Source organism: Spirosoma fluminis (assembly GCF_054778895.1).
The window spans coordinates 176,129-202,991 of record NZ_BAAGZD010000011.1 but is presented as its reverse complement, the minus strand read 5'-3'; the positions used below and the strand labels follow the sequence as shown (position 1 = coordinate 202,991).

The window sequence follows — 26,863 nt, the reverse complement described above, 5'->3', positions numbered from 1 at the left end:
ACGCTAACCCTCAACTTTTTTAACTACAGTGGCAGACTACAAAGATTTACTCGGACCAGACGGCACCGAGAACAACATGGGTGGAACGCAGCAGTTCTTCTTCTTTACGCCCCATGAAGACATTTTGACGTTCGGAGAGCCAGCCGCGTCGCCTTCGGATGCCGACGATAAGTACGTGATTAAAGTCGCGCACATCATGAAGTCAGGCAAGAAATTCCTGACCGTCTACACGACCATTGATACATCGGAACTCGAACAGGCGCTCAATGGTGAGATCGACGGTCGTTCCTTCAAACCGACCTTCAAGTTCTTCTATCCCGGCTCGAAGAAAGAATCGATTGCCTTCGTTAACCGGGTCAAAAACGGCAAGTTCGTGTTCATCGTGCCGCTTTCTGATGGTACAATGATTCAGATCGGCGCAAAACAGTGGTGCGCCTATGTTTCGCCAAACTTCAAGACCGGCACAACCAGCGGCCGGGGTAAAGGCACCGAGTTCGAGGTAATGGCCTACCAGCCTGATATCATGATTTATGAAGCCGCCGTCCCAACGACGCCAGCTGCCTAATCCTAACTGCGTATGCCTCGTAAACGGACCATGAAACGCGGAAAGCATTATGAGATCGTCGGTCTACAGGAGGCCGACCGGATGCCGATCAGATTTGCCGGGCGTGAATTCGACCTGGCAAACCTGTCGGCCGAGGATGCCTACTTCCTGCTTCAGCACCCGGAACAGGTACCTTATTTAAAGAAATTAGACGTGAGCCCTGCGCCCGTGTAATGGTGGACAAATGGCAAAAGAAGCCCGGTTTTGCCGGGCTTCTTTGTTTTCCCTTCCTCACTTATGGATCTAATAAACCAACTCGCAGCCTGGCTGGAACAACCTGTTTACGGTGAAGGTGTCGTGCTGTACGAACGGCTGATTGGGCCGGGGTTCATGCTCTCGATGCTGAAAACCGGCGATGATGATTACAACCGGCAGAAACTAACGCTCGCCCTAACCGAAAAGCATGAGCAGCTGGTGGCCGAGCAGCAGGCCCGCCAGGCCAGCTACCCCGAACCGCTGACGGCATCCCTCCAGGACGCGGGTATTCTGATGGACGAACGTACCGTGCTGAAGGAGCGCATGCGCAACCAGCTCAACAGTGGCGTTTATGAAAGCCCGGAGCTAAAAGACTGGGCGTTTCGGATTCTGGAAATCCGGGATCAGCTGGGCGTCATCTATGGCCGGAAGGATTTCTTCGATCAGCACGGCTATATGCCCGAGGTGGCCAGCATCGATGCCGAACAAACGCCGGCGGATCTACTGAAACGACGCAACACCCTACGTACCTACATCACCCGCTATCAAAACAAGCTCAGGACCATTCTGACGGCTGAACAGCAGGAAAAACCCGTGCAGTTGCTGGAGCAGTACCGTAAGGAACTCTACCAGGTCGAACAGCAGCTTTCGGCCATAAATGGTCAGGGTGATTCTGTAACCTCCCTTAACGATGTCTCTTTTCACGATTGACGATGCCCACGATTATAGTATCCCCCAGCACCAGCAGGCCGGGGTGCGCCCGGTTGCTGAGCAGCCTGGGCAAACCCATTCACTCATCGGTCGAGTTTCGGATGCTGTCGCTTCAGTGTTCCCGGCTATCGAGCCCGGGCACTCCTACCACTACGCCACTGCCGGACTCTGGAGCACGCACGATCTGCTGCTGCACATCCTCCGGCAAACCGGACCAGCCCGCATAACGCTGGCTACCTGGTCGATGACCGAAGAACCCGCCCGGCTTCTGGTGCAGGGACTTGAGGAAGGCATTATTCTGGAATTGAAAGCGCTGCTCGACGTGCGCGTAAGAGTGCGGAACCCCAGCGTGTATGCTTTCGCCAAACATAACCTGGCCCACGTAGCGCTGTCGATCTGCCATGCCAAAGTAACGACAATTCAGAACGAGGCCTGGAACATCACCATCAACGGATCGGCCAACTACACCAACAACCCCCGTATCGAAGCGGGCGTCGTGACCGAGAGCCGCGACGTAGCGGAATTCCACCGGGAATGGATCGAAGCGGAAATGCAAAAAGCTAAACCCTTCGAAGCCTAACAGATGATAGTCGTGATCAAGAAACGAAGCCTGGTAAACCGCATCATTCGCCTGCCAACGCTCTGGAAATTCAACTGGAATTGGAGTAAAGGATCACCCGTGCAGGACCGGGTATGGCTGCTGTATTCTGCTACCAAAACCCTGCTCAACCTAAGAAGCCCAAACCGTGACACATGAAATTAGACCTGATCAGAATATCCTTAAACGAGGCCGATGAGCCTGTTTTGACCTTCACCCACCGCGAACGTAGTACCGACCTGGAGCAAAAGCTGTTGGGTGCCTTCATACGAAAAGTGAATAAGCAGGGCATCGAACTGAAGCTGACTAAAACCTACGGCGATAGCGAAGATAAACCCCTCTGGGAATACGAAATCCGCGCCAAACAACCTGATGAACTTGACCAAGGACCAGCTGACCCAGATTGAGAATCTGGCCAGCTACTTCTTCAGCCCGGACGAAACCGCCATCATCATTGATGTCGATACCGCGGACTTTGAAGAAGAACTACTCGACGAAACCAGCGATGCGTACCGGGCCTACCAGCGCGGTAAGCTCAAATCAAAGCTGGAACTGCGAAAATCCATCCTAACCCTCGCCAAGCAAGGCTCAGGACCGGCCCAATCGCTGGCTCTGCGCGTGCTCGATGACCTAGAAGCCCGCACGCTTTAGTGCGATCCTTATGAGTACCGAACTCACCCTAACAACAAATGCGCAGACCAGATGGGATGATAAGTTTGATAAGATCGTAAAATTCTACCGCGATCGTCGGCCGGACAGCGACCCTGACAAACTTACGCTCTCCAAGGATCTGCAATTGCAGCTGGACCGATGGATCTTGGTTCATGGGCTGCTCTCCACCGGTCGTTATCCCAAAACGACCCACCAGGTCAATGCCGTCATGAAAGCTATACCCGGCATTACGTCCCGGACGGCCCGCAACTACCTGGAGGACACCAAACGCTTCTTTGCGATGGAGGACCAGCCTAACCTGGCCTATGAGCGCGTGATGCTCATTGAAGAAGTGCGTGACGACATGCGCCTGGCGAAACGCAAGGGCGATTTACGTTCACTGGCAGCCCTACGTAAGCTGTACAGCGAATTGATCGGCGCCAACAAGCCCGAAGAGAAAGTCGAAAATAAAACCATCATTAACATTGTCAACTACAACCCCGAGCAATTGGGTGGTCAGCTGATCAGTGATGAAGCCCTCGACAAGATGATCGAGCGGATGATGGCCGACGACAAAAAGAAACAGGAAGAACTTTTCGACGACTACGAAGATGTCAGCAGCCCCCAACCCTAAGGGTGGAAAGCACCTACCTGATCGCTATAAACTCGATGATCTGCTCCTAGGTGATTTGGGAGCGGCCGTGCGTATGGCGCACGTCGACATCGACTGGAACGCCCTGTCTGATGACATCGTAACCGTTAGCCGCCACTTCAATAAGCCGCAGCTGCGGTCGATGAGCGTAGGAGCCAACGAAGAGTATGCCGTCTGGGGCCGTGGTACCGGTAAGTCTGAAGGGCTGATCGCCCCCCGAACGTTCCGGAACGTGGAAGTGATGCCTCGAAGCCACGGGTGTTTTGTAGGATCTACATACCTGCAATTGCTCGAACGTACACTGCCCCCCGTCATCAAGGGATGGGAGCAGATGGGCTGGGTACGGGGCCGCGATTTCTGGGTCAGGGAGCGCCCACCTAAGAAATTTAACGTTCCTCAGCCCATCGTCGGCCCGATCACGACCGAACACTGCATCTTTTTTCGCAATGGTGCCGTGGCCTCGATGGTCAGCCAGGACCGACCCGGTTCCGCCAATGGTAAAACTGTGCACTGGATCGCCGGCGATGAGGCCAAATTTCTGGATAAGGCCAAACTCGACAATGAATTATTGATGACCAACCGGGGTGATGAGCGATTCTTTGGCGGCATCCCGGAATTTCACAGCCTCTTATTCTGTACCGACATGCCCACCAGTAAGGCGGCCATGTGGATACTGGAGGAAGAGAAACGAATGCTGGAGCAGGAGAAACGACTTGGCTTTAGTCGCGTCAACGCCCTGCTCAACATCCGCACGAAAATCTATGCGTTGTATGAGAACCTGATTGCCTATCCCAAAAAGCGCGGTGCAATTCTTAAAGAAATTGCATCGCTACAGGCTACATGGGATCAACTGAGGGGCAACACCGTATTCTTCAGTGAAGCCTCAACGCTGGACAACATCCACGGCTTTGGTGCCAAGAACATCGCCAAACTGCGCGAGAAGCTACCCTGCTTCATCTTTCAGACGGCTATCCTGAACCGTCGACCATTCTTAACGGTCAATGCCTTTTACCCCGACCTCGACGAACATCATTTTTATGATCAGTTCGATTATAGTTTTCTGGATAGTAAAGAGTTCGATCAGTTCGGTAAGGGCTTATTTGAGGATTCGCGTAAAGATGCGGATGTCGATAAGTATGCGCCCCTCGACGTGGCTCTCGACTATGGTGCCCACATCAACCCCCTACTGGTAGGCCAACCCCACGGAAGGCAGTACCGCATCCTGAAGGAGTTGTATGTACGTCACCCCGAACGTATGCAGGACGTGGCTAAGGCATTCTGCCAGTATTACCGCTACCATGGTAATAAGCGAATCAACTACTTCTATGACCATACCGCAATCGGTACCTCAGCTACCAGTGCTTCTTCTCCTAAGGATGTATTCAAAGAAATCCTGATGAAGGAAGGCTGGGTTGTTGTTGATCGGTACATCGGGTCTACCCCCAACCCAGAGAACCGGTACGAACTATGGGGCCGCTGCCTGCGTGGTGGTGGTGATGGTCAGTTATTCCGGATTGGTTTCAATAAGGAGAACTGCCAGTTCGTGCGTATCTCCATGCAACAGACCCAGATCCAGCAGGGAACGAACGGCTTTCGTAAGGACAAGGGCGATGAAAAGAACCTCGACCTCGACCAACGGGAAACAACCCACTTCTCGGATGCTGCGGATACGTTGTTATGGGGCGCTCACCTGCTGCATCGGTTCGGCTCTAAAACGGGTAGTCTCGATGCGATATTCTTAACCTAACTCGACAGCTAACGTAAGGGAGCGACCTACCAACTAACCCCTTCTCATCTTATCGGACAGCTAACGTAAGGGCACCAGCGGCCCAAAACTCACCTTTTCGGACAGTCAACGCAAGGGCGGCCACACATGGCCGCCCTTTCATATATCGCCCCCTCCCCCCCTAGTGCAATTGCATTTCTCCCCTGTGCGTGTCATGGGGGGCACTGCGTGCCGGGCGCGAAGCGCACGAGAAAAAAAGAAGTTAACTCACTGATTGATAATAGTTTATACCGTTTCTAAATTTCAAAAATAGTGTGCATAGCGTTAGGAATTACTAACGGTAGTTCGTACCTTTATTATGTGATAGTCAGGGAGTTAGGGCATAAATCAGGGTGATTTTTGGGTGGGAAAAGTATGGGTTTGGGTGGGAATTAGGCGGCAGGTACTTGGTGGTCGTATCAGGCGGGAAAATGGGCTAGTTCTTTGATGTATGGTCAGGAAGAAAGCAAGCGGAAAAACCGCCAAGGGGCAGAGTATGCCCAATTTTTAAGCATGAATCAGTAACACTTTCAAACAAAAAAAACGAGATGGAAACGATTGCAAAACGCGACCACTTTGCAGAGGTCACCGCTAGAGTTATTAACAGTCTGGAAAAAGGTGTGGTGCCTTGGCATCAACCTTGGGGATTTGTAGAACCCGCACAGAACCACTTTACAGGCCATAAGTACAGAGGTATCAACCAGCTTTTAATGCTGTTAGAGCCGTATCAAACGCCCTATTTTGCCACCCTTCGCCAGATCAACGAGGCAGGCGGCAAAGTAAAGAAAGGGACGAAAAGTACAGCCGTATATTTTCATGATTGCATCTATCGGGATGCCAAAACGAACGCACGGCTGAAAGAGGAAGAGGCCCTAAAACGCATCAAGGCCGGAGACAAGAACGTAAAAAGATACCCGTATATACGCCTGTTTCCTGTATTCAATATGCAGGACGTAGAAGGGTGCCCGATCAAGCCCGTAAGCCGTAAAGGAAACGCCGAGAATCAGGAGATTGCAATTTGTGCGGACTTCGTTGCGGCCCTCAACTTAGGCCCCAAGCTGATAAACAGCCCGATAGAGGACGCGTATTTTAATAAAGCGGCTGATGTGGTGGTCATTCCGGAGTTGACCCGCTTTGAAACGTCCGAACACTACTATGCAACGCTTTTTCACGAGCTAACGCACTGGACGGGCCATTCGAGCCGGTTAAACCGCCCGACCTTAACCGATGCACTACGGTTTGGCGATACCAATTACAGTAAAGAGGAATTAGTTGCAGAATTGGGTGCCTGTTTTCTGTGCAATCGACACGGTATTGATACCGCGAAAGTTCAGGATAACGCGCATAGTTACATTGCCAACTGGCTGAAAAAGCTGAAAAAGGATAAGAAATTCATTTGGGATTCAGCCAGCGAAGCACAGGCCGCGTACACGTTCCTGATGGATCGAGCCGAGAACGGCCACTATTAACCAGCATTACCGCAAATCCAATTTATATAACCAGTTTAAACACTTTCAAACAAGATGAAAAGTACGCCAAACGTTAACGGAAACGGCACTGCAAACGGTGCAAATGGTTCAAATGGTAACCCTTCAAACGGTGCAGGATTCAAGATCAAGCCGGGAGCCATTACCCCGGTTTCGCAACTGATTGCAGAAGCGAAGGAGAAGAACCCCGACGCGATCACCGAGCCGACAACCTACCCACAGCCGCAGGTTCCGGAGCAGGAAGCCCCGCAAGCCGAGCCAGCGCCAGAACCGACGGTGCAAGCCAGCACACCACCGGCAGAGCCAGTAACGCCAGCACCGGCACCGGTTCAGCCAGCGGCACCGACCCGAAGCCGAGCCGATGAAATCGAATTTCAGATTGATAAGTCTCGCCAGTTGCAACTGATAAACCAACAGTTGCAAAACCTTAAATCGAAACTGGCCGAACTGAAACAGTTCAGCTTTGAGGTCGACAAGGACGACAACCACCGGTATGGACGGATTGCCATTTTTGACGATAACAACCGGGAGTTTAACGCCAAGAATCACGGTTTAGCGGCCCTTGTGGTAGAGTCTCTAAAGGCGGTTTTTAACACCAAAATCGAAGAGAAAGAAACGGAATTGTTAGCCGTTGCCAGTCGTGAGTGAATTTGATTTATTGTTGGTCGACGAGTTGCGCCGGGAGTTTCGGCGCACTCGCCCACCGGCAAAAGCCATTCAGGAGCCGTACACGGCCGGAATTTTCAGGGTGACACAAGGCAACCGGACAGCTTACCGCATTTTCTGGTATTCGTCCGAGTTGCTAACCCCGCTCATCTATACTGTTGATAACACGTTGTTTGAACTCATTGAGCCTTTAGAATTATGACCATTATACCCCACGATATAGAGCGCCTGTTTTGCGTTGGTGAAATCACGGTGCAGTACAACGTTGACCGGAGCCGCAAACGCGAACGGATTTTAAAAAGCTCGGACGCTTTTTTCATTTTGCGCCAGTACTGGAGCGACCAGATAAACCGGCTTGAGGAGTTTTATATTTTATGCCTTGATCGGGCAAACGAGGTTCTAGGCATTTATAAAGTTTCCGTTGGCGGCATAGCGGGCACACTGGCAGACCCGAAAATTATCTATCAGGTTGCTTTAGGTTGCCACGCCAGCAGTATCATATTGGCTCACAACCACCCCAGCGGCAACATGAAAGCCAGCGAGGCCGACAAAGACCTAACCCGAAAGTTTAAGGAAATCGGCCGGTTGTTGGAATGTCCTGTTTTAGATCATCTGATCTTAGGGCCAGAACCGCACGTATACCTATCGTTTGCTGACGAAGGCATTCTATAAACCCCGCCACACCATGCAACAGTATTTTGTTAGAATCAGTAGCCAGATGAAACCGGCAAACCGCTTGCAGGAGTATGTTTTGACTTTTATCAAGAAGGTTGACAACGTATTACTGAATGACCCCGAACTATTATTGAAATCGGTTGAACTGTACGTAAAGCAAGCCTGTAGAGCCTACCCCCGTTGTACAAAGCAGGAAGCCAGCCCAAACCGAGACTATAAGACCAAAGAGCTACGCAGTATAGGCATTAACGGTTTGGTAACCCTTAGCATTTTGAAGGTTGCCGGAGAATTTATACCGCATCCGGATGCAATACCCACCCCCGCACCAGCGACTGCACCACCGCCCGACGTAGCGCCCTATCTGCCCCGGCAAGCCATCCAGAAAAGCCGCGAAGATGATACGATTGTGAAGTTTGTTTACTGGGAAAAATTCCCCGTTTCGATTCGCGTATTATTGCAGGAGGGCAAAATATGGGCCATGTACGAGAACGTATTAGGCCAGATTACAGCCGAAGAGTACGGAGGTAAAACCCATTCCATTCTGTAAGCCCATAGAAGCCCCTTTTTAGCCCATTCCTGCCTATACCCTTCTAAAATTGCACTAGGCACCACAAAGCCCGTAGTTCGTCGCTACGGGCTTTTTTGCGTTCCGGTCAACTACAAACGTAGTGGAGAGGTCGGGCGCGACTTCTTTTTTTCTTTTCCTGTCTTGGGGGAAAAGAAAAAAAGAAGCAAAAAAAGAAAAGCCCGCTATTGGCTCCGCATCAGCTCCTATATTCGTCAGATGTGTTGCCAAAACTTAACCGTCTGATGAAACTTGATAGACCTTACAAACGAATCATTCGCCCATTCGAACGTCCTGACCAATTTAACTTGCCTGGATTAGCGATTGATAATAGCCACATTGCCGATTCTTTATATGCCGCTGACAGGTTCGAGATCATTCGTGCATATCATACGCTGGAAAAAGATTTGATAAACCTCTTCGAGTACGTAGAACCAGCTGACGCAAATCTTAAAACCTACTCTTACAGGATCTATGAGATGCTGTTAAGAGCGTCCACTGAGTTTGAACAGAATGCAAAAAAGATTTTAATGGCCAATGGGTACACCAAGAAAGGCAATTGGACCATGGACGATTATGCAAAAATAAATGCAGCGACCCGGCTAGATGAGTACCGGCTTCTTATTAACGTCTGGGCGAACGGTCAGAAAGAAATTAGGCCGTTTTCAGATTGGACGGCTAAGAATCCTTTGACTTGGTACAAAGGTTATAACCTTGTAAAACACAATCGACATGAGCAGTTTGAGAAAGCATCCTTTGAAAATCTGATAAATGCTGTTGCTGCTGTTTTCGCGGTAGTTTTTGCTCAATTCTTTATCTTTGTTTTTAACGAGTTTCAGTCGACAAGTTGGTATTTAAGTGATGATATTACGTCGGCTTTATCCTCCCAGGGCTCACTGTTCAGCATTATTCCACCGACTTCCTGGGCGGAGGAAGAAATGTATCGGTTTGACTGGAGAACGTTAAAGTTTGAAAATAACCCTTTTCAAAATTACCCGTTTTAAAAATCGCTGGTGCCGCAGATGGTTAGCGGACCGGAGCTGGAGTTAGGGCCAGATCCGGAAGTCGGTGGTTCGACTCCGTCCCGGCGAACAAATCTTTTCGACCCCGCTACGTATCACTTCAGCAAGGACGGCGCGATACGTACAAGCAGAGCCGTTCCCTACCGGCCTCGCTGCACTACTCAGCAGCGGGGCTTTATATAATAATTAATAGGGTTAGTTCAAGACAAGTGCTTTAAACTGTTCTAGCTGCAATATGGCATTCATAAGTGCAATTCGTACAGCAGTATCTTTAATTTCAGCAACCATTTTATGCAAGGAGTTTAACTGTTTAACTCCATCATGATCAAATACTTTCAACCCTTCATCTTTATCTATTTTGAGCCGATCTCCCTCAAAGGCTAAACTAACCTCCCTATGTAAATCTTGCATAAGACTTGTTGCCGTTTTAGCTGTATCATCTATATCATGCTGATCTTCTTCGTTTTGTATTAAAATGTAGGCATGAATTATCTCATCAAGCATTGATAACTGCGTGGATATTAATGGAATAATAGGCTCATTTCCTTCATCATCGTCTAATGATAGACCACTAAAACCTCTAAATAGAGCAGCCGCAATACCTAGGGTGTCATAAGCTTGTTTATGCAGTTTAAAAGTCGTCTTAGCCGATTCCCTTTCGAACTTATTAATTGCTTGTCGAAACGATTTTTCTACTGCATTAATCTTACTCCAAAAAAATCCATAGGTGACTAAACCAGTAAATCCTAATGCAATACCGACAAGCCATTCAAAGTGGCTTCCCTGCCGGTCTACGGCCATTACATAAAAATCATCCTTAGCCCGGTAGTAATACAGCTCTTTATTCAAGGAGTCATTTGTTCGGGTTACCCTTTGTAAACCCTTTGATAAGCTATCAAGCTGTTTAGCCATCACAATCTGTTGACGTTTTAACGTATCTGTTGGTGTGGGGACTGCTTGGCTAGGTTGAAACAGAAATAGTAAAGCGATGATTGTGAGTAATAGTGATTTCATCAAAGCGAATTTATAGTTTAAAATTAGATACAAAACACCCCCAACGCATAGCGCCGAGGGTGTCCACTTTCAAACAAAAAAATTCTTAATTGCCCGAAGGCAGCTTCCATATCTTCTCCTGCTTCACCGTAAAACCGGCTTTGGCAAGCATATCTTCTTTTTTATCCAGACTAATGCCTTTGCCGTTCTTCAGCATACTGCTAAACTGCCGACGTAGGTTGTTGGACTCGCCAGTCAGCGACCAATAATACGGGCTGTTAACCAGTATCTCGAATGCGTCGTGCGTGCCTTTTTCATCCTTAGCCATGCCCAAAAATACAAAAAGGCGTTAAGATTTCCTAACGGCCTAAAGGCATCTCTGTTCCCTGCGTCAACGCGGGTGTCGCGGCTGAGGGCTGCTGAGGACTCCAATTTGCCCTCCTTATGATCAAGGTGCGGGAACTAGTAAAGCAAATGAGGCTGACGGTTGGGATCAACAAACCTAGGCCGTTCAGCCTCATTTACGTCACCGCCGATCGCAAACGCCAGAAGGGTGGTCAGATTCGTGAACTTCATAAGGCCGTGCTGCTCACTAAGCAACCTTCAAAAAACCGCACGGTGAATCTCCAGCCCCTCGGCACTAGCGATATAGTTCCCGTTCACCTTGATCTCATTCTTTACTTCAATGGGCAAGATGTGGCATGAGTAGCCTCCATTATTTCACCGGTGATGCGCATGACGTGGTAATTGTTCCCCACGCCGGCGTGAGCATTGCCCTCGAAAACGACCGTCCCGCCCGCCGGTCGGGTCTGATCACGAGTCCGGGCGCTCAACCCACCGTTGCCCAGCCCGATTGGGCTATGTATCCCTCACTCGGTGGTGATATTATGCCCTGGGGCGATGGCAATGATTTCCCGCAGCGGATTGCTGAATTGTATCGCAAAGACCCCATCATTCCGACCACATTAGGCAAAGTAGCCTCGATGCTGACCGGCAAAGGCGTAAAAGCGGTGCTGGAAGATCTGGATGAGGAAGGCAAGGAAATTGACCGGGCCCTGCCTAAAAACGACCCGGTAACGCGGGAAATCAACGCGTTTCTCAATAACAACTTGTTTCGGCTGTATCTGCGCGAAATGGCGGGCGATGCGGCCTGGTTCTTTAACGGCTGGCCCGAAATGCTGCTCAGCAAGGACCGCAGCAAAATCGTGCAGCTGCACCCGCTCAACGCCGAAGAGGTTCGCTGGTGTAGGATGGACGAACGGGGAAATCTGCCCCATGTGTATCTGAATGCCAACTGGCCCAGCGCCACCACCGGCGACGGCCGTACCATCAAGATCAACGCCCTCGACCCCTACCGCTGGGATCGGGTCGACTGGCTCCGGGAGTCCTCGTTTTACAATTGCGTTTATCCAATTTCCTACCCAACCCCGGGCCAACGGTTTTACAGCCTGGCGCACCACTACAGCATCGTTGAATCGGGCTGGCTGGATGTGCACCTGGCGATTCCCGCCTTCAAGAAATTCCTCCTCAAAAATCAGATGTCGATCAAGTATCACATCAAGATCGACGAGGATTACTGGCCGGAATTATACGGGGATAAATACATCGGCGCGGGCGTGACCGACGAAACGCGTCGGCAGCTGCGCAAAGAGTGGATCGATTCGGTCACGCGCATGCTGACCAACGTAGAAAACGCCGGGGCCCTGCTGGTCACGGCCATGAAAGCGCCCCTAAACCCCGATGGCAAGGTGCGTGATTTTGTCACGCTGACGCCCGTGACCGACCCCATGAAGGACGGCAAGTACATCGAGGATAATCTCGAAGCGGCTGCCAATATCTTCTACACCCTGGGCGTCGACCCTACTCTGGTGGGCTTTGCCGGTGGTGAGAAAATGGGTGCTCGATCGGGCGGTTCTGACAAACGCGAAGCCTATCTGATTGCCCTGGAAATGCTGGCTCCGTTCCGCGATATGCTTATTGAGCCATTAGAGTTTGTGGCTGAATACAATGGCTGGAAAGCCCGCTTCCCGGATCTGCGGTTCCGCTTCCGCGACAAGATCTTAACGACGCTCGACACCGGTGCCGGCACCAAAAAAATCCTAAGCTAACATGAGACTTTTCGACGGCACGACGGAACAGTTTGCCCAGTACGTTCCGGTCAACATAAACTTCTCCCTGGAGGCCGCTATTCCTGAACTGGAAGCGGCTGAATTATCCATTTTGCCCCGTTTCCTGGGGGATGACCTAACCGAGCAGATTTACGAGCTGGCGGATAAGGATGATAGTTATTTGAACGCCCACCGCCACGAACAACGGGCGTTACACCTGGCCCGAGTCGCCGTCGCCCGTATCGGGTTCGCCGGGTATTTGCCTTTTGCTGAGGTGCAGATCGGGGATGACGGCATCACCGTATCGGCCGCTGATGGCCGTAAGGCTGCGTTCGAATACCAGACCTTAAAGCTGGAGCGCAAATTACTGGAGATCGGCTGGCGCTCGATGGATGAGCTGATCACCCTGGTGGCTAGTCAGCCGCCTACGTTCCCTACCTGGCCAGACTCCCCCTTCTATCAGGAGTATCAGGAATCGATTTTCAAAAGCCCGGTCGAGTTCAGCAAGTGCTACCCCATTCAGGATCGCTGGCTGACGTTCTGGGCGCTTCGCCCCTTCATTCAGCGGGTGGAAGAGGATCTGGGCGCTTCCGCTTTTGAGCGCATTGAGCAGTTGCCCGGTACCATTACCGAAAGTCAGCTAGGCCGGGTTAAACGGCCGCTCCTGCGGGCGCTGGCCTTTCAGGCCGTCATCGAGGCTCTGCCCAGCCTGAGTATCGAATTGAACGGCGCCAACGTGCAGGTCAATTACGGCTCACAGTACGGCAATGCGCAGTACTACCAGGCTCCTGATAAGGAACACCTCGGCTGGGTGATGGACAACCTGCAAAAGCAGTGTGCGCTATTCTGGAGTACGTTCGAAAATAACCTCGCTACCCTCACCGCAACACCAGATTCAGAACCTACCCCAACGGGCCGTGGCCTGCTGGGTGGTGGTGCTGTCGCCATGCTTTAAACCCGTACCACTATGCTCACATCCTGCATTCTTGCCCTGATTGCTGCTCTTGTTTTTGAATTTATCTGGAAACTCTTGTTCGACGATGAAATGCCAAGCCTGAGACTAGGGATCAGAGTTCTGATCATTGTTCAAGTCATAGACATGACCAGCTGCAAGCCCAAGCCAAAAGCGGTACCATCCACCCCCACAGTCATCTACGCCGATACCACCCGGGTACGGCTTCAGCACAAAGCTGATCAGTCAGCCAACGAACTCTTGATTGTGCGGGCCAATGCAGATTCTACCGTAACCTCCTTCAACCATGCTGAAACTAAATTCGACTCGGTACACGTCACGCTGCCATAAAGCCGCCCTGCTGCTGATTGCGTTGGGCCTGGCGGCTCTCTGTGCCTTGTTTACGCCCGCTGACGCCCAGAGCGTGCAGGCGATGGTACGTAACCAGCCATTCCCATACAAAACCGGTGTGGCGATGGATTCGGCCCTGTATGCGAACGTTAAAGCTAAACTTCAAGCCGCCGACCAATTGCGAGTAAAAGCCCGTCAGGCAATCGATTCGCTTCAGAAAGAAATCAAGGCGACTCGTCGCGCCATGGACGACCAGGCTCTGGTTGGAAAACACGATAAAGCGCAGCTTGAGATGCTGGCCGCTAAAATGAATTCCCTCCAGAATGATCTGAACATCGCTAAATCTAAACTTCAACAGGCCGAGGATACGATCGCGCAGATCGTCAATGCCCTGCCCAGACGCGTCCGCAAATCAATAACCACACCTGATCAGATTGCCCGGGCGACGGTCGATTATATCCATACCCTCCAGAACCGGAAGTGGAGCTGGTCCGCAGTTAGTGTTATAGGTGGGTTTCTGGCCGGGGTAGCCGCTATTCTCTTTTAACCGATGGGAAAGCTCCTCACCCTGGATGGCCTGTTAGCCGCGGCTAAACGACTACGCACCGGCGTCGCTGAAGTGCGTACGCTGGCCGCTGTAGAAAGCTCGGGTAAAGGGTTTCTGGATGATGGCCGGGTGGTGATTCGCTTCGAGCCGCACCACTTCTCCCAGCGGACCAAAGGACGTTACGATAAAAGCCATCCGCATCTGTCGTATCCGAACTGGAATCCAAACTATCCCCGTGATACGGCACATTCCTGGAAACTCTTCAACGAGGCCTGCACGCTTAATGCGACGGCGGCCGTGATGGCTACCAGCTGGGGCATGTTTCAGGTGATGGGCTTCAATTTCACCCTCTGCGGTTGCAACAGCCTCAAGCAGTTTGTGGCCCTGATGGAGAAGTCGGAAGATACGCAGCTCCAGCTGACGACGGAATACCTGCTGGCCACCGGCCTCGATGATGAATTGCGCGAGCACCGGTGGAAGGATCTGGCCCGGCTCTACAATGGCAAATATTATTACAAGAACCAGTACGATACGCGTTTAGCCCGATTCTTCGCCTGGTTCTCCAGACCGACCCCCGCCACGCTCCAACCCAGATGAAAACGAAAGTAAACACCCTCAAAAACTCCATGCTGCTGGTCACCAACGGCTATGGCCTGATCCTGATCAACTGGCTCGAACAGGTCGGCGGCTACGTTTTATCCCTGGGTGTCGACTGGACTAAACTGCCCTGGGCGTTTGCCGGAGCGACCATCGCCACCCTGAAAGCCAAAAAAGATGCCAACGGGGTTGTCATCCATAAACCCTTCTGGGAATGGGTCACCATCGCCCTCAGCGGTACGGTGATCGGTATGGCGGGCTGGAAAGACGTCGTAAACATGCTCAAACTAACGCCCGAGTTGAGCACGGTCATCGCCGGTCTCATCGGCTGGATACTGGCTGACGTGGTTATCAACCAGGCCAAAAAGCAACTGGGCGATTCCGTACCCAAACCTCCTAAACTCGAATAGCCATGCTACACAATCCCTATTTCTGGCTGGGCGAACTTGGCCTGGTCTTAACTTTTGTCAGCTGCCTTACGCTGATGTACCGCCTGCGTCACCAGCACTGGCTGACGACCATCGTGCCCATCTGGGCGGTGTTGATTTTTACCCTATGCATGCTGGTGCGGCCGGTGATCATCAACATCGACCACACCATACCACCTCTGCCGTATCTATACCGGTTTGCGGTGGGCGTTCTGATGGCCAGCCGCACCTGGCACTACCTGCGCGGAGAAGGCAAAACGACCGATGCCAAAGAATTGACTATGGCCCACCGGATACTGGCCTGGGCCAGTATTGTCGGTACGCTGGCCTTAATTCTAATCGGCTTAAAACTCAAACGCTAGTGAACACCTTCGAACTGGCCATATCGCCCAAACGTAACGCCGGATACAGGCTACCATTCAGTGGCCCCTCCTCATGGAAAGAACTAACCGATGCGCAGCAGGTCGCCCTGATGCGCATTCGTAATCAAGTTTCGACAAAACACGAAGTGTTGTTTGCCGCCCTGAGGATGTTGTACGGCATGAAGAAGCGGCACCAGCGGTGGTTGTTCGACGATACGTTTTTGCGTTATAAAGGGCTTTCGGATGAGGACCGCGCGCTGACGCTGCAACAGGGCATTAGCCTGCTCGATACGTTAAGCTGGATCGCCGAAGATGATGCTGACGCGGTTTTTGTCAAGCGCTTCCGTCGGTATTCGTTTCAATTCGGTTCGCCCCTGGTGTTGGTAAAGCGCTGCTTTAACCGCACTCTGTACGTGGGCCCGGGCGAGGGCCTGCGCGACTGCACGTTCGAAGAGTTCATGTATGCCGATAAGGCCTTCAAGGACAATAACTGGCCCCGCCTGGCGGCCGTGTTATACCGGCCGAGAGCAGCAGGTAGTGCGGAAAGAATACCGCTCGACACCAAACAGATCGAAAAGCGCGAAGCCCTGTTTACGAGTCTTGATCCGGCCCTATTGGAGCGAATCGCGTTCTCCCATGCCTGCACCTTGATGTTGCTGCAACGCGCGTTCCGGTTCGTTTTTCCGAAAAACCAGTCATCGGAGGAACCGACTGCCGGAAAATCAAACAAAAAATCGTCGGATACCTGGCTGGACGTAGCCATCGGCATGGCCAAGCATGACGTCACTAAGATTCCCGAGATCGAAAAGACAAATGTGTATCTGGCCCTGAAGGTGCTGAACGATCAAATCCGTCAGGCCGAAGAGATGGATGCTCAATTGGAAAGCATGAAGAAAAAATGAGCGAACAGGAATACATCGACTACTTCAGGAACCTGGCCACCAAACACACCGCTATTCAGCACTCGGAAACCAACAACCGGTTTTACGTGGCCAGCGACAATAACCGCACGTCGCTCGACCAGGCCGTACGTAAAAAACTAAAATTACCGGCCGTCGTGATCGATCAGTACCTGGATGATCTGGACCGTACCAGCGACAACTATCGGTTAAAAATCTATGGTGGTGTGTCGGTCCTGGTCACCTGTAATGGTAAAGATCCGGACGACGTTCGCCGGGCGCAGGCCGAGGCCCGCATCATTGCCTTATCATTCGTCAATCGGATGTATCGCGATTGCCGTCATCCCCAGGGATTGTTAGTTAACAAACGGATTATACCGAGTACGGAGTTTGAAGGCGAACCCGCCCAGACGATTGCCGAAATAGCCGCCGGATGGGGCTACCCCTTCGAGTGGACGATGCCCACCACCGTGGCCGTTAGTGCCGATGACTGGCTGGATCTTTGAATCCCCCTGCGTCAACGCGGGTGTCGCGGCCTAAGGACGGCTCACCGGGCTAATTCGCCCTCATGTCCGTACAGCTCGTTGAAACGCCCGATGTTTATGGTTTGACCAAAGGGGGCCGGATGACCTATGTCTTTTCCGGTTCGGGCCGATACATTACCCTCGGTACCAAGGCCAAGTGTTTATTATTTGTTGCTTCTCCAGTTATCGATGGCACCAAACTGACACTCCGCTGGAACGGACAAGCCCGCACTTTAACCTTCAAGAACACCCCCTCCCAACCCGGCGAGTTTACGACCGGCGACGGGTCGGCCGACTACCTGGATAACCTGCTCGATGAGTTAAAGGGCTACTATCCCATCCGGGAAGATTTTATTCTTACCCGGAATGAACCTGATCAGATTCCGGGTATCTATTTCACGGCTCGTCAGCCCGGCCCGGCCTACGACATTTCGGTCGGTACGCTGCCCGTCGGAACCCCGTTCGGCTTTGGTACCACCGTATATGGGGCCAATCCGCTCACCCGCACGCAGTACAGCATCTACGTTGAAATCTGGTTGCAAAAACTGGGTACGCCCGGCACCAACCTCGATACGGATTACGAGCGGCTTTTATCCCCTCCTGTCGAGTGCGATGAGAATGGCATAGCCCGCATCAACGTCGGCAATGTAATTCATGCCAAACTCGAAAAAGACTGGCCACAGTGGGGAAGTTCACAAGCTCCCACCGATTCACCCAACTCCGGCCGTAAATACATCATTGCCTCAGGCGAAGCCTGGGGCTCTCCCCTTCAAATCGGCCATGTTTCCTTCGATCAGATCAGGTATGCCTACCTGGGGGGTGCTGATTATATCAATCAAAGTGGTTCGGGCTTACCATTAAACCGGTTTATGGGCGCAACGGCGGCCCTCGACCGGGCGCTTCGCTACGGCTCCTATACCCGCTACATTCTGCCCAATGAGCCGCAGTTCCTGACTTTTCTCAATCAACGGGGTACCCAAACAGATACGTTACTGAAGGTTACGCTCACCCTGGACAATGGGGATACCGTTGTCAGAACGGATCTGTATGCGCCACAGACGGTAGCACAGGGCGAAAAGATTACGTATCCGGTTGGCCCGCTGCATCTGCAGCTGTCCAACTTGGTACCAGCTGGCCGCAACCTGGTGGAGTACTCGGTGCAGCGGGTTTCGGCGAATGGGCTGGTTGCCCTGAGCGTTCCCTATCGCTACCTCCTAAACGGTGAATACCGGCCGTATACCCGGTTTTTTGCATTTCTCAACAGTTTGGGATGCGTTGAAACGCTAACCACCTATGGGAAAGGTTCGTACGAGCTGAACCTGTTCGCCGAGCAGGCCCAGCATTACCTGGCCCATCATTACGATGTATCCGAAGGACAGTTTGCGCCCTATGACCTCTCTACCCAGCAGCAGATCGAAGTAACGACGGGTTTCTGGCCTGAGTCGGTACTGCGCGACTGGACCGACTTCTACCGTTCGCCAAACAAATTCGATCTGTCGAGCGGCCGGGCCTTACCCATTGGCCTGGTTAGCAAAAGCATCCAGCAGCAGAAGGACGGCGATAACTTATTTGCCCATAAGTTTCAGTATGTCTTTTTATACAAAGACGATTTTTATACACTCGACGAAACCGCCAGCATCGGCGACACGCCCCCTCCGCCTAATTTCCAGCCAGGCGGACAGGTCACTATTGAACTGCCGACGATCGTTCATGCCGTCGACGATACCATCCCGGATTTCATCCGTCAGGATTTTACCCAGGACCTGTTTAACAAGATGCGGATTAAGGCGGCTGAGCCAAATCCGGAAACGCTCGGCTTTCTCAAACAGGAGTCAGCTGATCAGCTGTATTTCCCCAGCAACCGCTTTTACACCCGGTCGGAGCTGAACCTGACCGACGTACCGACCATCACGGAGGTCGAGGCCATGATTGGCGAGCAGGCCGGCACGCTTGATGAAGTAACCCGACGCACCGACCTGACCGAAGAATGGCAGGAATCGCCCGGCCTGATGGCCGCAGCGGATAACGTAGCCGATGAAGACGGCAAACGACTGATCCGTTTCATGACTTGGGCGCGAGCAATGGCCAATCTGGTGGTCAACATTACCCCCGAATACGTCAAGCTGTTTGCCGCTAAACTCGCTCAGTTTTTTACCCTCAATGACATTCTCGGCTTTGGCAACATCGCTGACGAGAACATCATCTTACGGGGTAATCACAACTACATTACCCTCCAGGCGTGGGGCCAACCGGCCTCCGATCGGGGGCACATTCACCTGATCGAAAACGAAGACGGCTCGCGCAGTGTCGGCTCCTTTTCGGGCCATGCCGCCGATGGATCACGTGTTACGATCGTTGCTGGGAAGATTGTCGAGAAAACCACCGCTTCCCAGAAAATTTACGGTGTCAGTCGCCTGGAAGCGTCGGCTACCGCTGGCTGGTTCAAGTCGATCGGCATCAAGTCGCTGGCCACTACCGAGGTCGCCGAATCAATCGTTGTGCCCAACTGGGACACCAACGAGGTCGGCGACAACCTGCGCAAACTCTCCATGCGCGATTTGTCTAAAATGCTGGCCAAGCATGGCGACCCGGTTGTGTTCGCCAACTGGCTCCGCGATAAGCTGGGCAGTGGTAATGGTAGCAATGGCGGTGGGGAAAGTGATGTCTTTGTCGTGCAGAACGGCCACCTCTACTGTCGCCCGGTGGAAGATACCGGGGAAGAGCCGGGCACCGGTGGCGGTGGCTCTCCCGCTGAGGACTACGATTTCGAGGCTGACATCAACGATGAGCTCGACAACGACGATCCGATCGACAATCCGTTCGCGGGTCGGCGGGTGTACAACGTGCTCTACTACGGGGCCAGAGGAACCGGGGTCGTCGACGATTCGGATGCCATCCAGGCGGCTATTGATGCCGCTTCGGTTATGGTGGGCGACAGCAGACGCCCCGGTGAAGTGTATTTCCCAGGTAATCAGTACCGCATCGATAAGGGCCTCAACGTAACCAACACCCGCCTGCCCGGAACCCTGCTGCGCGATGGCATTGTCCTGCGGGGCGAATCCAAACTGGGTACGCAGCTGCTGGGCCGAACAGGCGGGGAGGCCATGATCGATCTGACCGGCTCGCAGTGGGCGCGGGTCGAATCGATGGCCCTGTTCTCGGACACGACGGCTCCGCTGGCTCAGCAGAGCACCTTAGGCATTTACACCGGCATCTTCGCGGCTCTGGAGCAGACCCAGAATCAGCAGTATGACAATGTGATCGTCATCATGCCCGATATGCCGTTAGCCAACGGTTTCCAGGGCACGATCGCCTTCAGCAACACCGGGGCCGAAGAAAACACACATACCAACGTATGGTACCGGGCTAACAGCCCCGTCGTGCTGAAGGGGGCTAACAATCCCCCCTACGAGCATTACAAGCACCCGCTGCTGGGCGTACCGCACTCGCTGGGCGTGACCTCGTTTTTGGGCTACTACATCGAGTGTCTGGGCAACGGATCAACCGCCGTCACCACCGAAGATGTCAACTCGCTGTGGATGGCCAACGGCTACATCAAGGTCAATGGCCTCGACAGCAGCGCCTTCGACGCGTTTGGCGGCATGTTCAACGCCAAACTGGGGGGCACCATCGAAGGCGGGGGCCGGGTGATGAACATCTATGGGGCACTCTCCCACGCCGAGATCAGGTTTCAACTGGCCAATGTGATTGAGCCCTCTAAATCTATCTTCGAGCTCAAGCGGGGAGGCCAAGGCTGGATCATCGATAGCAACATCAAGATCATCGACAATACCGGCGATCGCAGGCTGCTGACGACCGACACCCCGGCCAACGTCGACGAGAAGATCAGCTGCTACGTCCGCAACACGATCTTCAATTCATCCAAGCCGCTCAGCTTCTCCCAGCTACCGGCGAAGGTCTTGTGGAACCCCAAAACGGAATCGGTCACGCTGTATACGCCCGACAAACCGGCCTACTACATCGAATCGTCGACCCAGCACCGAACGACGATCCCCATTAAAGTGATCCGCGAAAGCTCGGGTGGTGCCACCAGTGCCAACATACTGCGACTCAATATGCCCCCCTTGGTGGCCAACAACATGGGTCAGAGCGTGCTGATCGAAATTGAGGGCCTGCTGTCGATGGGCTACGAAGGCTCGGATTCGATTGCCACCCGAAAAGTAAACGTATCGATCGCCGTATCAGCCCGCTACAGCGATGGGCAGATGAAGGCTGTACCGACCGTCACGCTGGGTAACCAGGTGGCCCTCAACTCGGCGGGCACGATCGATAACCTGAGCGTGAGCTGCGTGGCCACGGGCAACTCGGCGCTGACGATCGGCTTTTCGCCCCAGGTTACGGAGGGCATCGGCGAGAAGGTCCAGTTCGGGGGCACAGTTACCATGACCGCCATCGGCCACTGCGGAGACCGGTCACACATCCTCATTCTCTAATGGCAGCAAATCCAGACTCACCCGCCAAGATCAGGGACGTATCCAACGGGATGCGCAAGCTCGCTCGGGAGATGAAAACCCGAACCAGCGCCAGTGTGGGCTGGCAGACCGTGGCCACCTATGCCGATGCCCTCACGGCCGCATCGGGCTTAAAGGCCAAACTCATCACCGTCCTCGACGACGATTCGGCTGGCAACGCCGGGGCCGTCGAAGGGGGCACCAATCCGACCACGATGTACCTCTACGTGCCGACTGTGGGCCTTCGACAACTCTACTTATACAAACCCGCGTAATATGAATTCCTCGTTTAAGAACCTTCTTTTACTTTTTTGCTTTGCGGCCAGTGCCGTACTGGGTCAAACGCGACCTGTTGACAATAGCTTACGAATAAACGGCGTATCGGTCACCGGTACGCCTTCTGCTGGTCAGATCATCAAAGCGACTGGCCCTAAAGCCGCCACCTGGCAAGCGGCCCCGACCGGCTCCACCAACCTGAGCAGTGTCAGCGGCCCCTCCAGTATCAGTATAAACAGCGACACCGGCACGGACGTCGTGATCAGTGGCGCAACCTCCGCTAGTGCGGGGGCTATGTCAGCTGCGGATAAAGCTAAAGTGGATGCCTTAGGTTCGGCGGCTTATCTGAACGTACCATTTTCCGGTAACGCGAGTATCGGCGAAGCGGTACGGGGTACCGATACTAGGCTGGGTGACCAGCGGATTCCTGTGGATGGTTCGGTTACTGATGCCAAGATTAACGGTACGCTTAGCCAGTTAAAGATTACCAATCTGACCCTCGACCTGTCGTCGAAAGTACCCAACCTCCGCACCTTATCGATTAATGGGGTACCGCTCGACTTAAGTCAGGATCGTAGCTGGTTAGTGCCAACGGTCTTAACGGGCACCGTTGCTCCCACAAACGGAGTCGGTAACAATGGCGACGTATACATCAATACGGCAACCAGTACCTTCTACGGCCCCAAAGCATCAGGAACGTGGCCTGCTGGCGTGTCGCTCATTGGTGCACAAGGCAGCCAGGGTATTCAAGGCATTCAGGGTGTGGCGGGCGCTACCCCAACGTTCACGATTGGCACCATCACGACCGGCGCACCGGGCACGAATGCAGTGGTCGTATTGGGTGGAACCAGTACGTCTCCTACGCTGAGCTTCACCTTACCGCAGGGCGCAACGGGGGCGTCAGGTAGTGGTTCGGGTGACATGTCGCGTTCGGTCTACGATACCGATGCCAACAACGTCGTCGATAATAGTCAGAAGATCGGAGGGGTGACCGTAACGGGAACGCCATCAACTGGTCAGGTCATCACAGCAACGGGTCCAACGTCGGCGACCTGGTCCACGCCGAGTACCAGCGGCACGGCTACAGCCGGAACCAGCTACACCAACATCATCAATGCAGCCGCTGCGCCTTACAACATCGTAGCCGACGGGTTCACCGATAACGCGACCGGCCTGATGCTGTTGCGTAGTACGCTGGCTGGAGCCAACAAGCCCCATTATGATGCGTACATGCCGGGACCGGGCACGATCCTGACCTCAAACAATCGCTGGGCATACGCCATTAAGGACGCTGATTTTTTCCTGAATGGGAGTACGATTAAAACGATCTATTCAGGCACCGACGATGCGCTGGCCCGGCCGCTCAACATGGGCGAGCTGTTCCAGAACAACGTCCTGAGCTACATAGGTACCAAAACCTATAACCCGTCTCACCTCTTCGGTACCGTTACAGCGGGTAGTCGGAGTCTGACGCTCACCACCACTTCCGAGATCAGCAACTACTCAGCCGGCAAACGCGTGTTTCTGTGGCACTATGACCAGGTGGGCAATGGTGCCCCTCCGGGTGTGCGCTTTTACGAGTGGCACGTGGTCGAATCGGTAAATGCGGGCACGGGCGTCATTACCCTGCAAAAACCGCTTCGCTACAGCTACAATACAGCCGTATGGGATGTGCCCGGTATTCTGGGCGCGGGTAGATATTCAGGCAAACCCCGCATCTACCCCCTTGACGACAATACGTCAAATTACGCGAAGCATATCGGTATCCATAACGGCACGCTGGGCGACGCGACCGGGGGCAATGCCAACAGCCCCGTTGTCATTGGGGCCGAAGATTTGGTTTTAGACGATGTAAAGACCGAAACCGGTTGGGTGTGGGCTTCGGAGAATCGGACGGTGCTGATCGAGAACACCAACTTCAACGGCTCCTCTGAGCTGGATAAGCTCGTCGGTAGCGTCAAGTATAAAAACTCGTCTTTTAAAGGGCAGGTGTCGGGGGCCAGTGGTGTTGAATACGTCAGTTTCGAGGACTGCGATTTAGCTCAGTCGCTCTGGATTGCTCCACGTGCGTACCAGGTGAAGCGCACCCGGCTTCGGGGCGATACCCAGCCCACGGGCTTCCATCCCATCAATTACCACCCAGCCTATTACCCGATCCGGGAGGTGGTACTGGATCAGCTCGATTTCTCGGTCTCGTCTTCGTACCCCAACACGACCCTGATCGATCTGGGCCTGTTTCAGAGCCTGTCCATTCCGGTTGTGTCCGGTACGGATATCAAAATCCCCAACAGCAGCTTTTCGGAAGCCAGCATGCTGGCTGTGCGCACGATGGAGATTGGCACGCGGGTGTTCAAACAAGAGGGTGATAAAGGCGGCTTTGTAACAAATATCAGCTACGATGCTGCCTACAACTCAGGCCAGGGCGCGTATGTGATCTCCGGCACCTGGCCAGCCCCGGTGGTGGGCGAAACCTGGAAGTGGTCGAACATCAAGAACGTAATCGACAAAGGCAATCATACCTGGCCTGCAACACATCGACTCTGGAATGAATCTTCGCAACGTTGGGCGGGAAACCAGTCGTCGGGTGTCGTTAAGCAATTCAGATTGACTCAGCGGGATGTGAAGTGGACGGCCGGGGGCGGAGCTGCCTACGAAATGCCCTTGTACGGCCGGATCGAAAGCATCGAGATCCGGGTCAACAAGAAGTATTCCGGCACCACCTGCATGCTGTCAGTCAATCAGGTGCTGACGGGTAACTACAACCAGATTTTTAACGTGAATCTGATGCAGGAGGGCTACCGCAGGCTCGACCAGCTGAGCGGTAGTTCCGGCATCAAGACGGGGGAATTGCACATCAGCGATACCTGGACAGCCTCAACCGCTTATACCGCAGGTCGGGTGCTGACTGTCGTGCCGGGGGGCACCACGGCTAACCGGGTGTATCAGGTGATCACCGGCGGCACCTCCAGCGGCACAACGCCTACCGACGTTACCGGCAACAACTTCTCCAACGGCACCACCACGCTGAAATACCTGGGCAGCAACGCCCTCTATTCGGGCGCGCCGGTGCTGTCGATAAACACGTATTCGGTTTCGGGAGCCGTGGGCCTGGCTGATCTGCCCGACTTTGAGATTCTTTTCAACTGGCGCTCCTACTAATCCACCGTCATGGCTACCCGCACTCAACAACTTGTTGGCCGACCGGACCCCAACAATCCCGGCCAGCCTCTGCGCGATGCGCAGGGGCGGCTGGTGTTGTATATCGTGCCCCGCAATACCGTTTTAACCATTGGTCAGGCCATTGATCCGCAAGGGCGGGGCTGGGAACGCTACTACGGACCCGAAAACGAGCTGTCGACCGACTGCGCTCAAGAACCGGTACCCGTAACGGGTGCACCCGTGTGGGGGAATGTGCTACCGCCCGGTTTTCTGCCTGGTTTCTGGAAATGGATTGTGCCCCTGGATGCGGCTACGGCCGCGTCGGGTCAGTCTATTGTTAACTATATAGCTGACGTGTGGCCACAGTACCTGGCTCCTTCGTATACGCCGGAGGGGAATCTGGTGATGATCGGGGATAATGTACCGGCCGGAGCCGTGCCTGTGTTCACCCTGGAGGCCGTGCAGAGCGACGGCAAAAAAACTGCCAAGACGTTCACGATTCAGCAGCTCTCGGTGAACGTATACATGCACTATCGCTACTACGCCAGTGAGCGTCGTATCGTGGTGCGGGTGGGCGCTGACAGCAGCATACTGCCGTACGTGAACCTGAAAGGCCCTAGCGGATGGACCGATACCGGTATCTACCAGATGCAGCGTTTCAACGCGAGCATTGGCGCGAAGGACTACTTCTTCGTGTATCCGAATTACCTCAATCCGGTGTCTGGCCAATACACAGTTACGACCCACCACCAGGGGGTTGATATGTATGGCCAGCTGCCCATCGACGCAAATGTCGATAGCGAAGGCGTTGTCAACCTGACGACCGAGCTGCCCGCACCGGTACTGGAGACTACCCCCTGGGGACCCGACGACAGTGACGGCCCGGATCTGGTTGATCTGCCAGCACCGCAGCCCGTGGGCAGCTACCGCTGGAAAGATCTTCCCTACTCGGCCAACGAAGGCGGTGCCGCCATTAAAATTTCCGTTGAAGAAAAGCTCTCCGATGGCAGCTGGCGGCTGTATCCGAATCCGGGTCTGTCGGCTCCCGGCGCACCGGCCGGGGTGGGCTTTATTACGCCTACGGCGGGTGAGTTCAAGGCCAATGCGAACACCATCGGCGCCAATCTGAACCAGACCATTCGGGCGACCATGAGTGGGGTCACCATCGAGCAGAGCGTAGCCATCATCAATGCGGCTGACGTACCCACCGGTACCAACCGCATTGATGAGGTGGATGCCTATCTGATTCAGGGATGGCGGGAGGTGGCCAGCAATGGCAGCGTCAACGAGCACACCTGGATTTTCGCCCGCGTGACCGGCAACGTACGTCCTGAAATCAAGTACGTACAGTCGCGCAATTCGACCGGCAGCACCTTCACTCTGATGCAGCCCCTACCGGCTAACTCTCCGTTCGCTGCGTCTGGCTTTACCCACTTCTCGACCTTCTACAACGAGCAGTTGACCGGCCGAAGCAACCCCTTCAACCAGTTCCTCTTGCGTTTGCCAGGCGTGGACAACTCGCAGGTGCTGGGTACGCTGATCGTCAACCCGAGCTATCCGGATGGTACCACCATCCAGATCTACCCCCAGAATAACTAACTGAG

31 protein-coding genes and 1 tRNA gene are annotated in these 26,863 nt (G+C 53.5%); 30 read left to right on the top strand and 2 right to left on the bottom strand.

Annotation, left to right across the window (positions count from 1 at the left end):
- The first annotated feature begins 28 nt into the window (after nt 1-28).
- The 16 genes from ACYVBJ_RS15225 (at nt 29) to ACYVBJ_RS15150 (ending at nt 9,661) form a co-directional block, all read left to right on the top strand.
- Complete coding sequence (locus tag ACYVBJ_RS15225; RefSeq protein ID WP_460983166.1) at nt 29-565, top strand: hypothetical protein; 537 nt, start codon at nt 29-31, stop codon at nt 563-565.
- 12 nt (nt 566-577) lie between these two features.
- Nucleotides 578-778 (top strand): hypothetical protein, encoded by a 201-nt coding sequence (locus ACYVBJ_RS15220; RefSeq protein WP_460983165.1) that lies wholly within the window; start codon nt 578-580, stop codon nt 776-778.
- A 63-nt stretch (nt 779-841) separates the two neighbouring features.
- Nucleotides 842-1,510, top strand: a complete 669-nt coding sequence (locus tag ACYVBJ_RS15215; protein ID WP_460983164.1) for a hypothetical protein — start codon at nt 842-844, stop codon at nt 1,508-1,510.
- Complete coding sequence (locus ACYVBJ_RS15210; protein WP_460983163.1) at nt 1,491-2,090, top strand: hypothetical protein; 600 nt, start codon at nt 1,491-1,493, stop codon at nt 2,088-2,090. The genes ACYVBJ_RS15215 and ACYVBJ_RS15210 overlap by 20 nt, the downstream gene beginning before the upstream one ends.
- A gap of 3 nt (nt 2,091-2,093) precedes the next feature.
- Entirely contained in the window at nt 2,094-2,267 is a 174-nt protein-coding gene (locus ACYVBJ_RS15205) for a hypothetical protein (protein ID WP_460983162.1), read from the top strand.
- Nucleotides 2,264-2,515, top strand: coding sequence for a hypothetical protein (locus ACYVBJ_RS15200; protein ID WP_460983161.1), 252 nt, complete (start codon nt 2,264-2,266; stop codon nt 2,513-2,515). The genes ACYVBJ_RS15205 and ACYVBJ_RS15200 overlap by 4 nt, the downstream gene beginning before the upstream one ends.
- A complete protein-coding gene (locus ACYVBJ_RS15195; RefSeq protein ID WP_460983160.1) occupies nt 2,481-2,759 on the top strand; it encodes a hypothetical protein in 279 nt (92 codons plus the stop codon). Before ACYVBJ_RS15200 ends, ACYVBJ_RS15195 begins: the two co-directional genes overlap by 35 nt.
- A gap of 10 nt (nt 2,760-2,769) precedes the next feature.
- Nucleotides 2,770-3,393, top strand: coding sequence for a hypothetical protein (locus tag ACYVBJ_RS15190; protein WP_460983159.1), 624 nt, complete (start codon nt 2,770-2,772; stop codon nt 3,391-3,393).
- Nucleotides 3,371-5,158, top strand: coding sequence for a hypothetical protein (locus ACYVBJ_RS15185; protein WP_460983158.1), 1,788 nt, complete (start codon nt 3,371-3,373; stop codon nt 5,156-5,158). The genes ACYVBJ_RS15190 and ACYVBJ_RS15185 overlap by 23 nt, the downstream gene beginning before the upstream one ends.
- A 566-nt stretch (nt 5,159-5,724) precedes the next feature.
- Entirely contained in the window at nt 5,725-6,645 is a 921-nt protein-coding gene (locus ACYVBJ_RS15180; RefSeq protein ID WP_460983157.1) for an ArdC family protein, read from the top strand.
- Nucleotides 6,646-6,699: 54 nt separating this feature from the next.
- The gene (locus ACYVBJ_RS15175) at nt 6,700-7,311 is read left to right on the top strand and encodes a hypothetical protein (RefSeq protein ID WP_460983156.1); all 612 of its coding nucleotides are present in this window, start codon (nt 6,700-6,702) and stop codon (nt 7,309-7,311) included.
- The gene (locus tag ACYVBJ_RS15170) at nt 7,304-7,531 is read left to right on the top strand and encodes a hypothetical protein (protein WP_460983155.1); all 228 of its coding nucleotides are present in this window, start codon (nt 7,304-7,306) and stop codon (nt 7,529-7,531) included. The genes ACYVBJ_RS15175 and ACYVBJ_RS15170 overlap by 8 nt, the downstream gene beginning before the upstream one ends.
- Nucleotides 7,528-8,001: a JAB domain-containing protein gene (locus ACYVBJ_RS15165; RefSeq protein ID WP_460983154.1), complete on the top strand. Its 474-nt coding sequence runs from the start codon at nt 7,528-7,530 to the stop codon at nt 7,999-8,001. Before ACYVBJ_RS15170 ends, ACYVBJ_RS15165 begins: the two co-directional genes overlap by 4 nt.
- Nucleotides 8,002-8,014: 13 nt before the next feature.
- On the top strand, nt 8,015-8,551 hold the full coding sequence (locus ACYVBJ_RS15160; protein ID WP_460983153.1) for a hypothetical protein: 537 nt from the start codon (nt 8,015-8,017) through the stop codon (nt 8,549-8,551).
- A 263-nt stretch (nt 8,552-8,814) separates the two neighbouring features.
- Complete coding sequence (locus ACYVBJ_RS15155) at nt 8,815-9,573, top strand: hypothetical protein (protein WP_460983152.1); 759 nt, start codon at nt 8,815-8,817, stop codon at nt 9,571-9,573.
- A gap of 3 nt (nt 9,574-9,576) precedes the next feature.
- Nucleotides 9,577-9,661 (top strand) — tRNA-OTHER (locus ACYVBJ_RS15150).
- A 125-nt stretch (nt 9,662-9,786) separates the two neighbouring features.
- On the opposite strand, the gene ACYVBJ_RS15145 is transcribed toward ACYVBJ_RS15150, so the two are convergent.
- A complete protein-coding gene (locus tag ACYVBJ_RS15145) occupies nt 9,787-10,605 on the bottom strand; it encodes a hypothetical protein (RefSeq protein ID WP_460983151.1) in 819 nt (272 codons plus the stop codon).
- An 85-nt stretch (nt 10,606-10,690) separates the two neighbouring features.
- A complete protein-coding gene (locus ACYVBJ_RS15140) occupies nt 10,691-10,912 on the bottom strand; it encodes a hypothetical protein (RefSeq protein WP_460983150.1) in 222 nt (73 codons plus the stop codon).
- A gap of 116 nt (nt 10,913-11,028) precedes the next feature.
- Here ACYVBJ_RS15140 and ACYVBJ_RS15135 point away from each other — a divergent pair, with 116 nt between their 5' ends.
- The 14 genes from ACYVBJ_RS15135 (at nt 11,029) to ACYVBJ_RS15070 (ending at nt 26,858) form a co-directional block, all read left to right on the top strand.
- The gene (locus tag ACYVBJ_RS15135) at nt 11,029-11,289 is read left to right on the top strand and encodes a hypothetical protein (RefSeq protein ID WP_460983149.1); all 261 of its coding nucleotides are present in this window, start codon (nt 11,029-11,031) and stop codon (nt 11,287-11,289) included.
- Nucleotides 11,286-12,692 (top strand): hypothetical protein, encoded by a 1,407-nt coding sequence (locus tag ACYVBJ_RS15130; protein ID WP_460983148.1) that lies wholly within the window; start codon nt 11,286-11,288, stop codon nt 12,690-12,692. Before ACYVBJ_RS15135 ends, ACYVBJ_RS15130 begins: the two co-directional genes overlap by 4 nt.
- 1 nt (nt 12,693) lies before the next feature.
- Nucleotides 12,694-13,647 (top strand): DUF6712 family protein, encoded by a 954-nt coding sequence (locus tag ACYVBJ_RS15125; RefSeq protein ID WP_460983147.1) that lies wholly within the window; start codon nt 12,694-12,696, stop codon nt 13,645-13,647.
- A gap of 12 nt (nt 13,648-13,659) precedes the next feature.
- Nucleotides 13,660-13,995 carry a hypothetical protein gene (locus tag ACYVBJ_RS15120; protein WP_460983146.1) on the top strand — a complete coding sequence of 112 codons (336 nt, stop codon included), beginning with the start codon at nt 13,660-13,662 and terminating at the stop codon, nt 13,993-13,995.
- On the top strand, nt 13,952-14,542 hold the full coding sequence (locus ACYVBJ_RS15115; RefSeq protein ID WP_460983145.1) for a kinetochore Spc7 family protein: 591 nt from the start codon (nt 13,952-13,954) through the stop codon (nt 14,540-14,542). Before ACYVBJ_RS15120 ends, ACYVBJ_RS15115 begins: the two co-directional genes overlap by 44 nt.
- A 3-nt stretch (nt 14,543-14,545) precedes the next feature.
- Nucleotides 14,546-15,139 (top strand): N-acetylmuramidase family protein, encoded by a 594-nt coding sequence (locus ACYVBJ_RS15110; protein ID WP_460983144.1) that lies wholly within the window; start codon nt 14,546-14,548, stop codon nt 15,137-15,139.
- Nucleotides 15,136-15,549, top strand: coding sequence for a hypothetical protein (locus tag ACYVBJ_RS15105; RefSeq protein ID WP_460983143.1), 414 nt, complete (start codon nt 15,136-15,138; stop codon nt 15,547-15,549). Before ACYVBJ_RS15110 ends, ACYVBJ_RS15105 begins: the two co-directional genes overlap by 4 nt.
- A gap of 2 nt (nt 15,550-15,551) precedes the next feature.
- Nucleotides 15,552-15,929, top strand: a complete 378-nt coding sequence (locus ACYVBJ_RS15100; protein ID WP_460983142.1) for a hypothetical protein — start codon at nt 15,552-15,554, stop codon at nt 15,927-15,929.
- The gene (locus tag ACYVBJ_RS15095) at nt 15,929-16,831 is read left to right on the top strand and encodes a hypothetical protein (protein ID WP_460983141.1); all 903 of its coding nucleotides are present in this window, start codon (nt 15,929-15,931) and stop codon (nt 16,829-16,831) included. The genes ACYVBJ_RS15100 and ACYVBJ_RS15095 overlap by 1 nt, the downstream gene beginning before the upstream one ends.
- On the top strand, nt 16,828-17,334 hold the full coding sequence (locus tag ACYVBJ_RS15090; RefSeq protein WP_460983140.1) for a hypothetical protein: 507 nt from the start codon (nt 16,828-16,830) through the stop codon (nt 17,332-17,334). Before ACYVBJ_RS15095 ends, ACYVBJ_RS15090 begins: the two co-directional genes overlap by 4 nt.
- Nucleotides 17,335-17,396: 62 nt before the next feature.
- Nucleotides 17,397-21,806, top strand: coding sequence for a glycosyl hydrolase family 28-related protein (locus tag ACYVBJ_RS15085; protein ID WP_460983139.1), 4,410 nt, complete (start codon nt 17,397-17,399; stop codon nt 21,804-21,806).
- The gene (locus tag ACYVBJ_RS15080; RefSeq protein ID WP_460983138.1) at nt 21,806-22,099 is read left to right on the top strand and encodes a hypothetical protein; all 294 of its coding nucleotides are present in this window, start codon (nt 21,806-21,808) and stop codon (nt 22,097-22,099) included. The genes ACYVBJ_RS15085 and ACYVBJ_RS15080 overlap by 1 nt, the downstream gene beginning before the upstream one ends.
- A gap of 1 nt (nt 22,100) precedes the next feature.
- Nucleotides 22,101-25,259 carry a hypothetical protein gene (locus tag ACYVBJ_RS15075; protein WP_460983137.1) on the top strand — a complete coding sequence of 1,053 codons (3,159 nt, stop codon included), beginning with the start codon at nt 22,101-22,103 and terminating at the stop codon, nt 25,257-25,259.
- A 9-nt stretch (nt 25,260-25,268) separates the two neighbouring features.
- Nucleotides 25,269-26,858: a hypothetical protein gene (locus ACYVBJ_RS15070; protein WP_460983136.1), complete on the top strand. Its 1,590-nt coding sequence runs from the start codon at nt 25,269-25,271 to the stop codon at nt 26,856-26,858.
- Nucleotides 26,859-26,863: the final 5 nt, after the last annotated feature.

Bases quoted from the DNA above. Each gene is read 5' to 3' on its own strand.
- ACYVBJ_RS15160 (WP_460983153.1), top strand. From the start codon at position 8,015: ATGCAACAGTATTTTGTTAGAATCAGTAGCCAGATGAAACCGGCAAAC.
- ACYVBJ_RS15135 (WP_460983149.1), top strand. From the start codon at position 11,029: ATGATCAAGGTGCGGGAACTAGTAAAGCAAATGAGGCTGACGGTTGGG.
- ACYVBJ_RS15085 (WP_460983139.1), top strand. From the start codon at position 17,397: ATGTCCGTACAGCTCGTTGAAACGCCCGATGTTTATGGTTTGACCAAA.
- ACYVBJ_RS15220 (WP_460983165.1), top strand. From the start codon at position 578: ATGCCTCGTAAACGGACCATGAAACGCGGAAAGCATTATGAGATCGTC.
- ACYVBJ_RS15145 (WP_460983151.1), bottom strand. From the start codon at position 10,605: ATGAAATCACTATTACTCACAATCATCGCTTTACTATTTCTGTTTCAA.
- ACYVBJ_RS15110 (WP_460983144.1), top strand. From the start codon at position 14,546: ATGGGAAAGCTCCTCACCCTGGATGGCCTGTTAGCCGCGGCTAAACGA.
- ACYVBJ_RS15205 (WP_460983162.1), top strand. From the start codon at position 2,094: ATGATAGTCGTGATCAAGAAACGAAGCCTGGTAAACCGCATCATTCGC.
- ACYVBJ_RS15175 (WP_460983156.1), top strand. From the start codon at position 6,700: ATGAAAAGTACGCCAAACGTTAACGGAAACGGCACTGCAAACGGTGCA.
- ACYVBJ_RS15080 (WP_460983138.1), top strand. From the start codon at position 21,806: ATGGCAGCAAATCCAGACTCACCCGCCAAGATCAGGGACGTATCCAAC.
- ACYVBJ_RS15200 (WP_460983161.1), top strand. From the start codon at position 2,264: ATGAAATTAGACCTGATCAGAATATCCTTAAACGAGGCCGATGAGCCT.
- ACYVBJ_RS15190 (WP_460983159.1), top strand. From the start codon at position 2,770: ATGAGTACCGAACTCACCCTAACAACAAATGCGCAGACCAGATGGGAT.
- ACYVBJ_RS15105 (WP_460983143.1), top strand. From the start codon at position 15,136: ATGAAAACGAAAGTAAACACCCTCAAAAACTCCATGCTGCTGGTCACC.
- ACYVBJ_RS15090 (WP_460983140.1), top strand. From the start codon at position 16,828: ATGAGCGAACAGGAATACATCGACTACTTCAGGAACCTGGCCACCAAA.
- ACYVBJ_RS15165 (WP_460983154.1), top strand. From the start codon at position 7,528: ATGACCATTATACCCCACGATATAGAGCGCCTGTTTTGCGTTGGTGAA.
- ACYVBJ_RS15140 (WP_460983150.1), bottom strand. From the start codon at position 10,912: ATGGCTAAGGATGAAAAAGGCACGCACGACGCATTCGAGATACTGGTT.
- ACYVBJ_RS15180 (WP_460983157.1), top strand. From the start codon at position 5,725: ATGGAAACGATTGCAAAACGCGACCACTTTGCAGAGGTCACCGCTAGA.
- ACYVBJ_RS15125 (WP_460983147.1), top strand. From the start codon at position 12,694: ATGAGACTTTTCGACGGCACGACGGAACAGTTTGCCCAGTACGTTCCG.
- ACYVBJ_RS15130 (WP_460983148.1), top strand. From the start codon at position 11,286: ATGAGTAGCCTCCATTATTTCACCGGTGATGCGCATGACGTGGTAATT.
- ACYVBJ_RS15210 (WP_460983163.1), top strand. From the start codon at position 1,491: ATGTCTCTTTTCACGATTGACGATGCCCACGATTATAGTATCCCCCAG.
- ACYVBJ_RS15070 (WP_460983136.1), top strand. From the start codon at position 25,269: ATGGCTACCCGCACTCAACAACTTGTTGGCCGACCGGACCCCAACAAT.
- ACYVBJ_RS15185 (WP_460983158.1), top strand. From the start codon at position 3,371: ATGTCAGCAGCCCCCAACCCTAAGGGTGGAAAGCACCTACCTGATCGC.
- ACYVBJ_RS15075 (WP_460983137.1), top strand. From the start codon at position 22,101: ATGAATTCCTCGTTTAAGAACCTTCTTTTACTTTTTTGCTTTGCGGCC.
- ACYVBJ_RS15100 (WP_460983142.1), top strand. From the start codon at position 15,552: ATGCTACACAATCCCTATTTCTGGCTGGGCGAACTTGGCCTGGTCTTA.
- ACYVBJ_RS15115 (WP_460983145.1), top strand. From the start codon at position 13,952: ATGCTGAAACTAAATTCGACTCGGTACACGTCACGCTGCCATAAAGCC.
- ACYVBJ_RS15155 (WP_460983152.1), top strand. From the start codon at position 8,815: ATGAAACTTGATAGACCTTACAAACGAATCATTCGCCCATTCGAACGT.
- ACYVBJ_RS15120 (WP_460983146.1), top strand. From the start codon at position 13,660: ATGCTCACATCCTGCATTCTTGCCCTGATTGCTGCTCTTGTTTTTGAA.
- ACYVBJ_RS15195 (WP_460983160.1), top strand. From the start codon at position 2,481: ATGAACTTGACCAAGGACCAGCTGACCCAGATTGAGAATCTGGCCAGC.
- ACYVBJ_RS15215 (WP_460983164.1), top strand. From the start codon at position 842: ATGGATCTAATAAACCAACTCGCAGCCTGGCTGGAACAACCTGTTTAC.